This window comes from bacterium (assembly GCA_026129405.1).
Classification (GTDB): Bacteria; Desulfobacterota; Binatia; order DP-6; family DP-6; genus JAHCID01.
On the sequence record JAHCID010000001.1, the window covers coordinates 536,004 to 550,543 of the forward strand.

14 protein-coding genes are annotated in these 14,540 nt (G+C 70.0%); 10 read left to right on the top strand and 4 right to left on the bottom strand.

All coding sequences use genetic code 11. The features are described from left to right. The 3 genes from atpD to KIT14_02465 are packed head-to-tail and all read left to right on the top strand — an operon-like array spanning window position 1 to window position 2,453. Window positions 1-1,428, top strand: a complete 1,428-nt coding sequence (gene atpD / locus KIT14_02455) for a F0F1 ATP synthase subunit beta (GenBank protein ID MCW5889394.1) — start codon at window positions 1-3, stop codon at window positions 1,426-1,428. After that, window positions 1,428-1,688 carry an ATP synthase F1 subunit epsilon gene (gene atpC / locus KIT14_02460; GenBank protein ID MCW5889395.1) on the top strand — a complete coding sequence of 87 codons (261 nt, stop codon included), beginning with the start codon at window positions 1,428-1,430 and terminating at the stop codon, window positions 1,686-1,688. Before atpD ends, atpC begins: the two co-directional genes overlap by 1 nt. Before the next feature lie 18 nt (window positions 1,689-1,706). Then, window positions 1,707-2,453: an SDR family oxidoreductase gene (locus tag KIT14_02465; GenBank protein ID MCW5889396.1), complete on the top strand. Its 747-nt coding sequence runs from the start codon at window positions 1,707-1,709 to the stop codon at window positions 2,451-2,453. Window positions 2,454-2,519: 66 nt separating this feature from the next. On the opposite strand, the gene KIT14_02470 is transcribed toward KIT14_02465, so the two are convergent. Next, complete coding sequence (locus KIT14_02470) at window positions 2,520-4,670, bottom strand: sulfatase-like hydrolase/transferase (GenBank protein ID MCW5889397.1); 2,151 nt, start codon at window positions 4,668-4,670, stop codon at window positions 2,520-2,522. A 95-nt stretch (window positions 4,671-4,765) separates the two neighbouring features. Here KIT14_02470 and KIT14_02475 point away from each other — a divergent pair, with 95 nt between their 5' ends. Beyond that, window positions 4,766-6,169 carry a hypothetical protein gene (locus KIT14_02475; GenBank protein MCW5889398.1) on the top strand — a complete coding sequence of 468 codons (1,404 nt, stop codon included), beginning with the start codon at window positions 4,766-4,768 and terminating at the stop codon, window positions 6,167-6,169. Between the two features lie 84 nt (window positions 6,170-6,253). Here the strand turns inward: KIT14_02475 and KIT14_02480 are convergent, their stop codons facing one another. Continuing rightward, window positions 6,254-6,757, bottom strand: coding sequence for a DUF4124 domain-containing protein (locus KIT14_02480; GenBank protein ID MCW5889399.1), 504 nt, complete (start codon window positions 6,755-6,757; stop codon window positions 6,254-6,256). A gap of 225 nt (window positions 6,758-6,982) precedes the next feature. Here KIT14_02480 and KIT14_02485 point away from each other — a divergent pair, with 225 nt between their 5' ends. Genes KIT14_02485 through KIT14_02500 form a run of 4 tightly spaced genes read left to right on the top strand, consistent with a single transcriptional unit; the run spans window position 6,983 to window position 11,356 of the window. Then, the gene (locus KIT14_02485; GenBank protein ID MCW5889400.1) at window positions 6,983-7,606 is read left to right on the top strand and encodes a TetR/AcrR family transcriptional regulator; all 624 of its coding nucleotides are present in this window, start codon (window positions 6,983-6,985) and stop codon (window positions 7,604-7,606) included. Beyond that, window positions 7,600-8,682 carry an acyl-CoA dehydrogenase family protein gene (locus KIT14_02490; protein MCW5889401.1) on the top strand — a complete coding sequence of 361 codons (1,083 nt, stop codon included), beginning with the start codon at window positions 7,600-7,602 and terminating at the stop codon, window positions 8,680-8,682. The genes KIT14_02485 and KIT14_02490 overlap by 7 nt, the downstream gene beginning before the upstream one ends. Before the next feature lie 20 nt (window positions 8,683-8,702). Continuing rightward, window positions 8,703-9,935, top strand: coding sequence for an acyl-CoA dehydrogenase family protein (locus KIT14_02495; protein ID MCW5889402.1), 1,233 nt, complete (start codon window positions 8,703-8,705; stop codon window positions 9,933-9,935). A gap of 56 nt (window positions 9,936-9,991) precedes the next feature. Continuing rightward, on the top strand, window positions 9,992-11,356 hold the full coding sequence (locus tag KIT14_02500) for a peptidase M14 (GenBank protein MCW5889403.1): 1,365 nt from the start codon (window positions 9,992-9,994) through the stop codon (window positions 11,354-11,356). Here KIT14_02500 and KIT14_02505 read toward each other — a convergent pair. Together KIT14_02505 and KIT14_02510 are read right to left on the bottom strand one after the other, a co-directional pair. Continuing rightward, window positions 11,353-11,769 carry a hypothetical protein gene (locus KIT14_02505; GenBank protein ID MCW5889404.1) on the bottom strand — a complete coding sequence of 139 codons (417 nt, stop codon included), beginning with the start codon at window positions 11,767-11,769 and terminating at the stop codon, window positions 11,353-11,355. The two genes, KIT14_02500 and KIT14_02505, sit on opposite strands and share 4 nt — an antisense overlap. Window positions 11,770-11,958: 189 nt before the next feature. Further along, window positions 11,959-12,489, bottom strand: a complete 531-nt coding sequence (locus tag KIT14_02510; protein ID MCW5889405.1) for a hypothetical protein — start codon at window positions 12,487-12,489, stop codon at window positions 11,959-11,961. 197 nt (window positions 12,490-12,686) lie between these two features. Between KIT14_02510 and KIT14_02515 the strand changes: the two genes are divergently transcribed. Both KIT14_02515 and KIT14_02520 read left to right on the top strand, forming a co-directional pair. Beyond that, window positions 12,687-13,829, top strand: coding sequence for an acyl-CoA dehydrogenase family protein (locus KIT14_02515; GenBank protein MCW5889406.1), 1,143 nt, complete (start codon window positions 12,687-12,689; stop codon window positions 13,827-13,829). A gap of 57 nt (window positions 13,830-13,886) precedes the next feature. Beyond that, window positions 13,887-14,537, top strand: a complete 651-nt coding sequence (locus KIT14_02520) for a TetR family transcriptional regulator (GenBank protein MCW5889407.1) — start codon at window positions 13,887-13,889, stop codon at window positions 14,535-14,537. Window positions 14,538-14,540 lie beyond the last annotated feature (3 nt).

The window sequence follows — 14,540 nt, forward strand, 5'->3', positions numbered from 1 at the left end:
ATGCCGAGCAACGGACGTATCACGCAGGTCATCGGGCCCGTCGTCGACGTGGAGTTTCCCGACGGCAGCCTGCCGGCGATCTTCAACGCGCTCACCGTCACCAACCCGGCCATCAGCGACGAGCCGTGGAACCTGGTGCTCGAGGTGGCGCAGCACCTCGGCGAGAAGACGGTGCGCGCGATCGCCATGGACTCGACCGAGGGCCTCGTGCGCGGCATCGAGGTGCGCGACACGGGCGACGGCATCTCCGTCCCGGTGGGCGCCGCCACGCTCGGCCGCATCATGAACGTCATCGGCCAGCCGGTGGACGAGGCCGGCCCGATCCAGACCGACAAGCGCTGGGCGATCCATCGCGAGACGCCGTCGTTCACCGACCAGGAGACGGCGGTCACCGCGTTCGAGACCGGCATCAAGGTCGTCGACCTGCTCGCGCCGTATCAGCGTGGCGGCAAGATCGGCCTCTTCGGCGGCGCCGGCGTGGGCAAGACCGTGCTCATCCAGGAGCTGATCAACAACGTCGCCAAGCAGCACGGCGGCGTGGCGGTGTTCGCCGGCGTCGGCGAGCGCACGCGCGAGGGCAACGACCTCTTCCTCGAGATGCAGGAGTCGAAGCTCTCCGACGGCCGCCCCGTCATCTCGCAGACGGCGCTCGTCTACGGCCAGATGAACGAGCCGCCGGGCGCCCGCGCCCGCGTCGGCCTCACCGGGCTGACGGTCGCCGAGTACTTCCGCGACGAGGAGGGCAAGGACGTGCTCTTCTTCGTCGACAACATCTTCCGCTTCGTGCAGGCGAACTCCGAGGTGTCGGCGCTCCTCGGCCGCATGCCTTCCGCGGTGGGCTATCAGCCGACCCTGGGCACCGACATCGGCGAGCTCCAGGAGCGCATCACGACGACGAAGAAGGGGTCGATCACCTCGGTGCAGGCGATCTACGTGCCCGCCGACGACCTCACCGACCCCGCCCCGGCCACGACCTTCGCCCACCTCGACGCGACCACGGTGCTCTCGCGCTCCATCTCGGAGAAGGGCATCTATCCCGCCGTCGACCCGCTCGACTCGACCTCGCGCATCCTCGATCCGAACATCGTCGGCGAGGAGCACTACAAGGTCGCCCGCCAGGTGCAGTCGATCCTGCAGCGCTACAAGGATCTGCAGGACATCATCGCCATCCTGGGCATGGACGAGCTCTCGGAAGAGGACAAGCAGACGGTGGCGCGCGCCCGCAAGATCGAGCGCTTCCTGTCGCAGCCCTTCCACGTCGCCGAGCAGTTCACCGGCTTCGCCGGCAAGTACGTGCCGCTCGCCGAGACCATCCGCGGCTTCCGCGAGATCTGCGAGGGCAAGCACGACGATCTGCCGGAGCAGGCGTTCTACATGGTCGGCTCGATCGAGGAAGCGATCGAGAAGGCCCGCAAGCTCGCCGCCTGATGGCCGACCGCCTGCGACTGCGCGTCTTCACGCCCGAGCGCGAGCTCGTCGACGAGGAGGTGCGCGAGGTGACGCTGCCAGGCTGGTGGGGCCAGCTCGGCATCCTGCCCGACCACGCCGCGCTCGTGACCACCCTCGAGCAGGGCCAGCTGTCCTACAAGAAGGACGGCGGCGAGGCGCGCTTCCAGATCGGCGGCGGCTTCGCCGAGGTGCGCGACGACGTGGTCACCGTGCTGGCCGACTCGGCGACTCCCGCATAGCGATTCGACGCCGAACCGATGGGGCGACTCGCCGGCAGGATCGCTCTCGTCACCGGTGGCGGCCGCGGCATCGGCAAGGGCATCGTCCTCGCGTTCGCCCGTGAGGGCGCCGACGTCGCGATCAACTACCGTCGCGGCCGCGACGCCGCCGAGCAGACGGCCGACGAGGTGCGTGCGCTCGGACGCCGCGCCCTCACCGTCGCCGCCGACGTGAGCGATCATGCCGCGGTGTCGGCCATGGTCGACGAGGTCGTCGGCCAGCTCGGCCGACTCGACGTCGCGGTCGCGAACTCCGGCGTCGCGAGTCGGGTTGCCGCCGTCCACGACCTCGACCCGGGAGAGTGGCGCCGGGTGATGGCCACCGACCTCGACGGCGCCTTCTACACCGCGCGCGCCGTGCTGCCGCGGCTCATCGAGCGCAAGGGCGCGCTCATCTTCATCTCCTCGATCGGTGCCGACATGGCCTCGGCAGGCGGGGCGCCGTACCACGCCGCCAAGGCGGCGGTGAACACCCTCATGCGGGTCGCCGCGAAGGAAGTCGCTGGTGCGGGCGTGCGCGTCAACGCCATCGCCCCCGGCCTCGTGCGTTCCGACATGGGGGATCGGCTCATCAGGTTCGTCGGCGAAGGCATCGTGTCGACGATCCCGCTCGGACGGGTCGGCGAGCCGGGCGACATCGGCCGAGCGGCGGTGTTTCTGGCTTCGGACGACGGGGCCTGGATCACGGGGAAGGTCCTGCGGGTCGACGGCGGCGCGTGCATGTGAACGCCGCCGCCCGGTGCGCGCGCGCGTGGGAGACGGGCCATGCCGGTGCGAGCCCCCACTCCGGCATCAGCCGCCGACGTGCGGACTCCTCTTCGTCGCGGCCGCGGCCTCTGCAGCCCGGGCGCGTTCGATGAAACCGGGCCAGGCAGCGAGCGTGCGCAGGGGCGCGAGGTCCTCGTTCTCTTCGAGGAGACCGGGGTTGGCGAAGCCGGTGGCGAAGGCCTGCTCGAGGGCGGCGGTGGCTTCGTCGACGTTGCCGCCGAGGGCCTGGAGGCAGGCGAGGTTGTAGGGCGGGATCCAGGAGTCTGGGCGGACGCGGGCGGCTTGCAGGTAGTAGGCGGCGGCGGTCGCGGGGTCGTTCTGGAACCGGGCGGTGTTGCCGGCCTGGATGAGGACGGCGAAGGAGTCCGGGATGAGCTCGAGGACGCGGCGGTAGTTCGCCATGGCGCGGGGCCAGTCCTTGCGATCGTAGAAGAGGTCGGCGAGGCGGCGGTGGACGTGCGGGTAGCTCGGGTCGATCTCGAGCGCCCGGCGGTACCATTGCTCGGCACCGGCGTCGTCGCCGCGCACGGCGGCCACGAAGCCGAGGTTGCTCATCGCCTCGACGAATCCGGGGGCCAGGACGAGCGCCTCGTCGAAGCGGCGCGCGGCGCCGTCGAGATCGCCGCGTTGGAGCGCGATCGCACCGAGGGCGCCGACCACGCGGTGCTGGCTCGGCTGCTGCTTCAGCGATGAAAGGTACTGACGCTCGGCCCCGTCGAGGTCACCGGTGCGGACGTCGACGAGAGCCATGAGGTTGCGTGCCGTGACGTTCTGCGGCGACGCCGCCAGGACCTCGTCGAGCAGATGTCGCGTCGCCTCCCAGCGCTCGAGCTGCGCGAGCTGGCGGGCCTGCTGGAGCTTGGCATACAGCGCCATGCCCTCCTTCGGGTCCATGCCCTGCATCTCCGCCTTCTGCTCCGGCGGCGCGAGGTAGCCGAGCGCGCGCAGCATGTCGGCCGTTTCGGCGTCGATCTGGTGGGTCGTCGCCTTCAGACCGAGCTTCGCGACCAGGCGGGCGCTGTCCTCGTCGAGCGCGGTCAGGTCGGCATCGAGGGGACGGCTCTGCGCGGCCTCGGCGGGGTAGAGGTTCCGGAGCTCCTTCGGGTCGGCGCCGAGGTCGTACAGCTCGGGCAGCGGCGCGCGGATCCACTTCCGCCCGCCGTGACGGATCGCGTAGAGCGGCGCCATGCCGAAGCCCTCCTCCGCGAGCCGGGCTTCGGCGTACTGCACCGGCGTCGGCGCCGGGATGCGGCCGGCGAGCGCGTCGCCGAGCGCGAGGCCCTGTGTCGCTGCGGGCGGTTCGAGCCCGAGCAGGCCGAGGATCGTCGGCATGAGATCGACGTGACGGGTCGGGCCGTCGTAGACGCGGCCGGCCGGCAGCGCGCGCGGGAAGCGGAAAACGAGGGGCACGTGCACCGTGGCGTCGTAGACGAAGATGCCGTGCGTGGGCTCGCCGTGCTCGCCGAGGCTCTCGCCGTGATCGGCGGTGACGACGACGAGCGTGTCGTCGAGGCGAGCGTGCTCTTCGAGCCAGGCGATCAGGGTGCCGAGGCCGCGGTCGGCCTGCGCGATCTCGGCGTCGTACGGCGTCGGCGCCATCGCGGCGAGATCGGCGGCGCGAACGTCGTACGGCTGGTGCGGATCGAAGAAGTGCACCCACAGGAAGAACGGCTGGTCGGGCGACGTACGCTCGAGCCAGTCGACCGCACGCGCGGCGGTGCGCTCCGCGGGGCGCTCGCGGATCATGAACAGCTCGGGCTCGTCCTCGGCCCACAGGTCGTCGTCGTAGGCGTCGAAGCCCTGGTCGAGGCCGTAGCGTTTCGCCAGCACCGCCGCCGAAACGACGGCGCCGGTGGCGTATCCGGCGTCGCGCAGCCGCTCGGCGAGCGTCATCGCCTCTGGCGCCAACGCGTAGTTCCCATTGTCGCGAACGCCGTGCGCGGGCGGAAACAGGCCGGTGAACATCGACGCGTGCGCGGGCAGCGTGATCGGCGCGCTGGTGATGGCGTCGCTGCAACGCACACCCTCGCGCGCGAGGCGGTCGACGGCCGGCGTGATCGCGAGCCCGAAGCCGTAGCAGCCGAGACGATCCGCGCGCAGCGTGTCGATGGTGACGAAGAGGACGTTCGGCGGCCGCCGGCGATCGCATCCGACGAGGACGAGGACGGCGAGCAATCCCGCCGCTAGCAACCGCGCCGGCATGCGCGCAGGTTGTCCCGGCGCGCCGCCTTTGCTAGCCGGCGGACGTGGGCTCGACGAAGGAGGCGCGTATGCGTTCGGCACTCGGTGGTCTCGTGATGGGAGCGGTCCTGGCGATCGCAGCGACGGCGGCGGCCTTGCCTGTCGAGCTGCGCGACTCGAACGGTACTCGCTACCACATCAACACGGCGGTCAACCCGTTGCTCGACGACTCGACGGCATCCGGCGCCATCACCGACGCCACCTACACGAAGCCGGTCACGGTCACGAGCTACTGGATCGGCTTCACGCCGTTCTTCGGGTTCACGACCGTCTACACGGTCCAGTACAAGGTCGACATCCCGCTGACGAACGCCTTCAACGGCTTCAACGGCCTCCTCGTCTCCGCCGTCAACGGCGTGAATCTGCCGAACCCGATCGTCTTCAACACCGGAGAAGGCCTGCTCGCCGAGGACTGCCCGCAGAACGGCAAGAACCGCCAGCTCACGTTCCAGACGCAGAACGTACCGGCCTTCGACCTCGCGCTCACGCGCAAGGTCTTCGTGCCCAACAACGACGAGTTCGCCCGCTGGCTGAACGTCGTCACCAACACCGGGACGACGGAGCGCAGCGTGACCCTGACCCTGCGCGGGCTGCTCGGCTCCGGCTCGAACACGCGCGTGACCTCGACCTCGACCGGCGGCTCGTCGGTCAGCGCGGCCGACAACTGGTTCGCGACCGCGCAGCAGACGCCGGCCAACAACCGCTCGCTGCAGCCGCGCATGGGCTTCGTCGTGCAGGGTGACGGCGCTCCGTCGCGCGCCTCGATCGCGATCGGCAGCCAGGGGCAGACGGTGTTCAACTATCCGGTGACGCTCGCCCCGGGCGCTTCGGCGCTCCTGCTCACCTACGTCACCGTGCAAGGCAGCTCGAAGCACGCGAAGAAGGTGGCGGAGAACGTCGTCACCCTGCCCTCCAAGGCCATCGCCTGCATGACCCAGAACGAGCTCGCCCAGGTGGTGAACTTCGCGCCGCTCACCGTGCCGGTGACGAAGAACGCGCAGATCAAGCTCAACTTCAAGAAGCAGGGCAAGGACGAGATCACCTGGAAGGGCACGGTGAACGTCGGCGCCGGCATCCCGCTGACGGGCATCGTGATCACGGTCGACGTCGGCGGCGCGACCGGGGTCTTCACCCTGAACAAGCAGGGCAAGTCGAACCTCGGCGGCGGCAACAAGCTGCACTTGAACGCCAACCTGAAGCAGGGCGTCACCAAGGCCGGCGACACCAAGTTCAACTTCACCCTGAAGGGCGACTTCCAGGGCTCGCTGGCGTCCTACGGGCTCACCAACGCGACGGCGAAGAACGTGCCCGTCGCCGTACCGGTGACGTTCACGGTGACGCCGCCGGAACAGGCGGCGCGCGGCTTCGGGACGACGCAGGCCTTCACGTGGAAGGCCACCGAGGGCAAGTCGGGCACCGCGAAGAGCCAGTGACTCGCGCGGCTGAGGGCGACGGGTCGCTTCTGGCGGCCCGGTCGCGCCATGGCGGGCGAGACCGGGCCGCGGGGTGGAGGCGGGTTACTCCACCGCGGTGCGGGACTCGTCCCACGCCTGGATCATCGAGCGCAGGTCGATGCCGTTCTGACGGATGGCGAGCTCGGCCCTGGCTGCGTTCAGCCACGCCTCCGGACTGCCCATCATGAACGGGTAGCAGTTGAGCACGGGTGAGATGTCGTCGGCGTGCGACCAGCCGCCGAAGTAGAGCACCTTCGTCGCCCAGCAGCCGAAGCTGAGACGCTCGCGGTTGTAGATGCGCTTGTCGCGCCGGCGGGTAGGCCCGGACGTGGCGGCCTGCCGCTCGACGATGCGCCCGTCGGCCATCGTCAGGTCGGACTGGGCGTCGGGAATGCGGGACACCTCGCGGACGATTCGGGTCTTCACGGCCTCCGCATCGGCCGGGACACGGGCCTGGACGTTCGAGTAGTGGGTGGTGCCGTGGGCGTCCGTCCAGCGCCAGACCTCCTCGGCGTGCCCGGCCGCGGGGAGCGCCAGCAGGCACAACCCGAGCAGGAACTTCTTCATCTGCTTCTCCTTTCTGCGTGGTCGCCGGGCGGGGGGAATCCCGGCGACGGGGGCGAACGCTACGCTCGGCCCGGGCGGACGTCCACGGAAAAACGCGTTGACAGCAAGGAGGTGGAATTGTACTGAACGGTCGGTATGTCGCGGGCGCGCACCCGCGGAGGAGCAGGGGCCGGGGCGACCGCGCCAGCCGCACAGACCTCCGCACAGCCGTCGCGCAAGCAGCTGATGGCGGTCGCCATCGACTGCTTCGCGCGCCTCGGCTACCAGGGCACGTCCATCGATCGCATCGCGCGCGAGGCCGGCGTCACCAAGGGCGCGGTCTACTACCACTTCCGCGACAAGGAAGACCTGCTCTTCGCGGCCGTCACCGATCGCATCGGCGGCTTCCAGAAGCAGGTGCTCGACACGGTCGGTATGCCGTCCGCCGACGCCCTCGGGGCCCTACGGCGCGTGATCGACGCCTGCTTCTTCCACGCGACGGTGTCGAACCACCGCCGCTTCGTGATCACGCTCATGGTCGAGGCGCTCGACGTGAACCCGCGCCTCTCCGACCAGTTCCGCGAGATGATGCGCCAGATGCGGGCGTACCTCGCGGCCATCGTCCGCAAGGGCCAGGCGCGCGGCGACGTCCGCCCCGACGTCGACCCCGAAGCCGTCGCCGCGAGCATCGCCGGCGGCATCATGGGCGCCGAGATCCAGCACTACCAGGACCCCGAGCAGATCGACCTGCGCGCGGTCCTCGACACCCTCGTCACCCAGCTCGCCGAGTGGCTCGCGCCCCGGCCGAGTCCCGACCCCGCGGGGCAGACGCCGCCGCGAACCCCGAAGGAGGCAAAGCACGCATGGTGAACTTCCAACCCACGGAGGAGCAGGAGCTCCTTCGCCAGACCCTGTCGTCGTTCGCGCGCGAGGTCCTGCGCCCGCAGCTGCGCGAGGCCGACGAGAAGAGCGCGGTGCCGAGCGACATCCCCGCCAAGGGCTGGGAGCTGGGGCTCGTGCAGGACTCGATCCCCGAGGCGCAAGGCGGTTACGGTAGCGCCCGCTCGGCGGTGACGGGCGTCCTGCTCCTCGAGGAGCTCGCCTACGGCAGCCTCGGCCTCGGTCTGCACCTCGTGACGCCGCGGCTCGTGACGGTTCCCCTCACCGTGCTCGGCACCGAGGCACAGCAGAAGGAGTGGCTGCCCCGCTTCGCCGGCGCCACGTTCACCGCGGGCACGGCAGCGTTCGCCGAGCCGCGTTGGGATTTCGATTCCACCGATCTCCAGACCAGGGCCGAGAAGCAGGGCGGCGACTTCGTGCTGAGCGGTGCGAAGTGCCTCGTCCCGCTGGCCGACCGGGCCGAGGTGATCCTCGTCTACGCCGCGACCCCCGAGGGCCTCGGCGCCTTCCTCGTCGAGAAGGGCGCGAAGGGCCTCACCGTCGGCGAGCGTGAGCTCAACATGGGCGTGAAGGCGCTGCACACCTTCCCGGTGACGCTCGACGGCGTGCGCGTGCCGGCGTCGGCGCGGCTCGAGGGCAACGTGCAGGGCATGATCGACGCGAGCCGCGTCGCCTCGGCGGCCGCCGCGGTCGGCGTCGGCCGCGCCGCGTTCGACTACGCGCGCGACTACGCCAAGGAGCGCAAGGCCTTCGGCGTCGCCATCGCGCAGAAGCAGGCGATCGCCTTCATGCTCTCGAACATGGCGATCGAGATCGACGCCATCCGCCTCCTCGCCTGGGAGGCGGCGTGGCGCATCGATCAGGGCAAGTCGGCGACCCGCGAGGCCGTCCTCGCCCGCCAGTACGCCGCCGACCAGGTCCTCAAGATCTGCGACAACGCGCTGCAGGTCCTGGGCGGCCACGGCTACATCCGCGATCACCTGGTGGAGCTCTTCCTGCGCGACGCGCGCAGCTTCTTCACCATCGACGGCGTCGCCATCGTCTGAGGCGAGAGGAGCACACGATCATGATCGACTTCGATCTGTCCGACGGCATCAAGAACATGCGCAACATGACGCACATGGTCGCCGAGCAGGCCATGCGTCCCATCTCGCGCGAGTCCGATGAGAAGGAGCACGAGAAGCCCATGGAGTTCCTCTCCATGATGTGGAACGTCTCCAAGGGCGCGACCATGACGGGCGGCGCCGACGGCGACGACAAGCCGTCGAAGAAGAAGGACAAGGGTCCGAACGAGCGCATCCTCGGCATGTGCGTCACGGTCGAGGAGCTGTGCTGGGGCGACGTCGGCCTCTACCTCTCGATCCCGAACCCGGGCCTCGGCGGCGCGGCGGTGCAGGCCGCCGGTACGCCCGAGCAGAAGGAGCGCTTCCTCGCGCGCTTCAGGGACGGCGATCCCAAGTGGGGCGCGATGGCGATCACCGAGCCCGGCTGCGGCTCGGACAGCGCCGCCATCCAGACGACCGCCGTGCGCGACGGCGATCACTGGGTCCTGAACGGCACCAAGATCTTCTGCACCAGCGGCCTCATGGCGGCCGAGAAGTCCGACGGCTTCGTCGTCGTGTGGGCGACGCTCGACCGCTCCGCCGGCCGCTCCGGCATCCGCGCCTTCGTCGTCGACGCGCACACGCCGGGCATGTACGTGACCAAGGTCGAGGACAAGCTCGGCATCCGCGCGTCGGACACGGCGACGATCGTGTTCGAGGACTGCCGCATCCCGCTCGACAACATCCTCGGCAGCGCCGAGGTGAAGAAGACGGGCGGCTTCAAGGGCGCGATGGCGACCTTCGACGCCACCCGCCCGATCGTCGCCGCCAGCGCCATCGGCGTCGCACGCGCGGCGCTCGATTTCGTGCGCGACACGCTGAAGGAGAAGGGGGTCACGGTCCGCTACGGCGCCCCGCTCCACAAGCTGACGGCGCTCGAGCGCGACTTCATGGAGATGGAGGCGCAGGTGCAGGCCGCGCGCCTGCTCGTATGGCGCGCGGCGTGGATGCTCGACAACGGCGTCCACAACAATCTCGAGGCCTCGATCTGCAAGGCGAAAGCCGGCCTCGTCGTGACCTGGGTAACCCAGAAGGCGGTCGAGATCCTCGGGCCGCTCGGCTACTCGCGCGCACACCTGCTCGAGAAGTGGATGCGCGACGCGAAGATCAGCGACATCTACGAGGGCACGCAGCAGATCAACCAGCTCATCATCGCCCGGCGCGTGCTCGGCTACTCGTCCGAGCAGCTGAAGTAGCGACTCCGGCGGAGGGGCGTGGCGGCCGTCGCGCCCCTCCGCTAGATCGGGCGGTCATGGCGACCGCCCCCGGCGGGCACGGCGTGCCGGATATCCTCCCCCTCCTCGCCCGCGTTCCCGATCACCGCGAGTTCTTCGGCTTCGACGAGCTGCGCGCGCGTGCGACGGCGCTGTGCGCGGAGTTTCCCGGCATCGCGCGCATGGAGCAGGTCGGCGCCTCGACCGAGGGCCGCCCGATCGAGATGCTGAGCGTCGGCCACGGTCGTACGCCGGTGCTGCTGCTCGGCGTGCCGCATCCGAACGAACCGATCGGCACGCTGACGATCGACTTCCTCACGCGGCTCCTCTGCGAGGACGACGCGCTGCGAACGCGGCTCGACGTGACGCTGCACGCCATCCCCGTCGCCGACCCCGACGGTCTCGTGCTGAACGAGGGCTGGTTCAAGGGCGCGTTCTCGCCGCTGCGCTACGCGCTCCATTTCTATCGCCCGCCGCACCGCGAGCAGGTCGAGTGGAGCTTCCCCGTGCTCTACAAGACGTTGCGCTGGACGACGCCTACGGCCGAAACGGCCACGGTGATGCGCGTCATGGAGCGGGTGCGGCCGCGGGTCTACTACTCGCTGCACAACGCCGGCTTCTGCGGCGTCTACTTCTACGTCTCGGACGGCCGTCCGGACCTCTACCCGGCCTACCACGCGCTGGTCGCGTCGCAGGGTCTGCCGCTCCATCGCGGCGAGCCCGAGGTGCCGTACCTGCGCACGCTGGCGCCGGCGATCTACGGTCTGTTCGGCATCGACGAGACCTACGAGTACCTCGCCCGGACGCTGGACGAGGATCCCGCCACGGTGATCGAGGCCGGCACCTGTGGCGACGACTGGATCCGCCGCGTCTGCGACGCCTACTCGCTGGTGTGCGAGCTGCCCTACTACACCGCCCCGGCGCTCGACGACGCGTCACCGGCGGGCTGCACCCGGCGCGAGGCGGTGCGGGCCGGGATCGAGCGTGGGCTCGCGCTGCACGCCGAGCTGGAGGGCTTCGTCGCGGCGCTCGGTGAACGGGCGCCGGATCACCGGCTCACGCGCTCCGTCGTCGACTACGTGCGCAAGCTGCCGAAGCGTCTCGCGGCGCAGCGGGCCGAGGCCGAGACGGTGGCATACGCGCGCGAGGCGACGCGCGCCGAGGCGATCGACGCGACGGTGTGCTCGACGTTCTACCACCTGCTCTACTTCGGCGAGCTGCACCGGCTCGCGGTGATGGTCGGCGACGCTGCGCTCGCCGATGCGGTGCACGCGCGTCTGTCGGCGCTCGCGGCCGAGGTCGAGCGCGACAGCGCGCTGCGCGTGCTGCCGATCCGGCCCCTGGTCGCCGTGCAGGCAGGTGCCGGGCTGCTCGCGATGGGCGCTGCGGGCAGCGGCGTCTAGCTGCGGCGCAGGAGAACGAGCAACAGCACGGCGGTCGCCAGATCGACGACCCCGGTGGCGAGGAACGGCAGGGCGCGCGCCCACTGCACGAAGAGCAGCCACGCGGTGCCCGAGCAGACGAGGAGCGACACGACGACGGCGCCGACCAGGCCGCGCCGGCGCGGCGCGTCCTCGGAGGCCATCCACGCGAGGACCGCGAGCGTCGCCAGGTGGGCGACGGCGTGCGGGAACCAGAAGTCGGACGAGACCGGCGTCGGGCTCTCGGGAAGACCGCGCAAGCCGAGGAGCAGGCCCGGGTCGGAGAGCGCCTGGACGGACTCCTCGGGACGGGCGAGCAGGACCAGCGCCCCGGTGCCGAAGACGACGGCGAGGAGGCGCAACGTCCAGACCAAACGGCGCTCGCCGGCCGTCATCGGGCTCCCCGAACGGACGTCTGGCGGAGCGTCGGCGGGCCGCATGCGAGCATTGCCGTCGATCCATGGACGACGGCGCGCCTCGCGTCGAGAGGCCGGCTCACGCGGCGCCGCAGACGGACGGGATGTCCGCCTCCGGCGCCGCGCTGGCCGGAGCGATCCGGCGCCGGCGTGGCGATCGGGATCGCGCTACTTGTAGAAGCCCGAGCGCGTGTCGAGCTTGGCGACGATCGCCTCGGTCCGGTCGGCCGCGCGCTCGGCGCGTTCCGCGGCGTTCTCGACGCGTGTGGCAGCGCGCTCTGCCCGCTCGGCCGCGGCTTCGGCCCGTGCCGCGGGGCCGGTCGTACCCTTCGGACCATACTGGCGCGCCAGCGGTTGGAGCACGGCGACGTCGTCGTCGGTCAGCTGGCGCTCGTAGCGCGACAGATTGATGCTGGGATCGCCGAGGATGTAGGCCCGCGCGAAGCTCACCTCGCGGCGGTCGCCCAGGTAGTAGATCGTGACTTCGTACTTGTCCCACGGCGGGCGGTCGGCCAGGAACTTCAGCTCGGCCACGTCGGGATAGCCGTTGCGCGAGACGTACGCGGCCAGCCGCCGGTTCTTCCCCATCTCCGCCCGCAGCCCGTGGGCCGTCAGGATCCGGGTCGCCTGGTCCGCGCTAGCCGCGACCGCCGACGCCATCAGGAGCGCTCCCATCGCCCACGCCACCACACCACGCATGTGACCTCCTCCCGGGCGCTGGGTCGCCGCCCGTCATCGACTTCCAGCGAGGATACATGCGGTCCCGGTGAGTGTCATGCAGCGCGATGCCGGCAAAACCACTTGCCGATCCGCCGGGTTGGCAAGCGCGCTCGGGCGGGCTACCACGACCGCCGACCACCACCGCCCCCCCCATGACCTCCGGAGGTACACAGCCGATGCTGGGTTTCGAGCTCACCGAGGAGCAGCAGCAGCTCAAGGACACCGCCCGTCGTTTCGCCGCCGCCGAGATCATCCCCAAGGCCGGGGAGTACGACGAGGAGCAGCGCTTCCCCGAGGACATCGCGCGCAAGGCCTGGGAGGTCGGCCTCATGAACTTCGAGGTGCCGCGCGAGCACGGCGGCCTCGGGCTCGGCGTCCTCGACACGTGTCTGATGCTCGAGGAGCTCAACTACGGCTGCGCCGGCATCACCAACGTCGTGGCAGCCAACGGACTCGCCGCGCATCCGCTCGTCATCGCCGGCACCGACGAGCAGCAGAAGCGCTACCTCGGCCAGCTCACGAACGAGTTCTCGTTCGCGGCGTTCTGCATCACGGAGCCGGGCGCAGGCTCCGACGTCGCGGGTATGTCGACGGCGTATCGCCGCGTCGGCGACGACTTCGTCATCAACGGCACGAAGCACTTCATCTCGAACGGCAGCGTCGCGCACTGGTACGTCGTCTTCGCGACGCGCGACCGCAAGGAGCGCCACGGCGGCATCTCCGCGTTCGTGCTGCCGGCGGATCTGCCGGGCGTCAAGAAGCATCGCATGAAGAACAAGCTCGGTCAGCGCGCCGCCGACACCGCCGAGGTCGTGTTCGAGGACGTGACGGTGCCGAAGGGCGCGCTGCTCGGCAACGAGGGCGAGGGCTTCAAGATCGCGATGAAGACGTTCGACCGCAGCCGTCCCGAGATCGGCGCGATCGCCATCGGCATCTCGCAGCGCGCGCTCGACGAGTCGACGCGCTACGCGAAGGAGCGCCAGCAGTTCGGCCAGCCGATCGCCTCGTTCCAGGCGATCCAGTTCATGCTGGCCGACATGGCCATCGAAGTGGAGGCGATGCGCCTCCTCACCTACAAGGCCGCCTGGATGATCGACGCGGGGACGCCTGCACCCATCGTCTCCAGCTACGCCAAGGCCTTCGGCGCCGACCACGCGATGCGGATCACCACCGATGCGGTCCAGATCTTCGGCGGTTATGGCTATATGAAGGAGTACCCTGTGGAGAAGCTCATGCGGGATGCGAAGCTCCTGCAGATCTACGAGGGAACCTCCCAGGTACAGCGGATGGTGATCGCGCGAAATCTGCTCAGGGTATGAGACGCCCTAGGGAAATCCTGTATTGATTGTCTGCCTGCGGGCAGGTAGGGGACTCGGGTGCATCATCGCGACGGCGCAGCACGGGTCCGCGGCGAGCGCACGCGGGCCGCGATCCTGGAGGCGGCCGAACGGCTGTTTGCCGATCGCGGCTACAGCAACACCCGCCTCGCCGACGTCGCCGAGCAGGTCGGCATCCGGCGCGCGTCCATCGTCTACTACTTCCGCGACAAGCGGGAGCTCTACGAGGCGATGCTGGACGAAGCGTTCGGTCCCCTGCTCGCGAAGCATCGTCAAACGCTCGAGGCCGAAGTCCCGTTCACCGAGAAGCTCGAGCGACTGGCCGTCGAGCTGTCGACCTACGGCTGGGAGCGGCCGACGGCCTTCCGTCTGGTCCTGCACGAGATCGCGGCAGGCCCGCAGCTGGCCTCGCCGGTGATCGCCGGGCTCTTCGCGCCCGTGGGGATGGCGCTCCACGAGGCCGCGATGCGCGAAGAGGTGGTCACCGGGAAGTCGCTGTCGGCCGTCCGCCCCCACGAGATCCTCATGACGGTCGTCGGGACCGTCATGTACCGCTTGTTCGCTCCGCAGGTAGTCGCCCCCGGTCACACGGGGCCCGTGTCGATCGACGCCATGCGCGACGATCTGATCACGATCATCAGGGCGCTGACCGGCTCTTCCCGCCGGCCGCGACTCATCAGGAAGGTATGACGA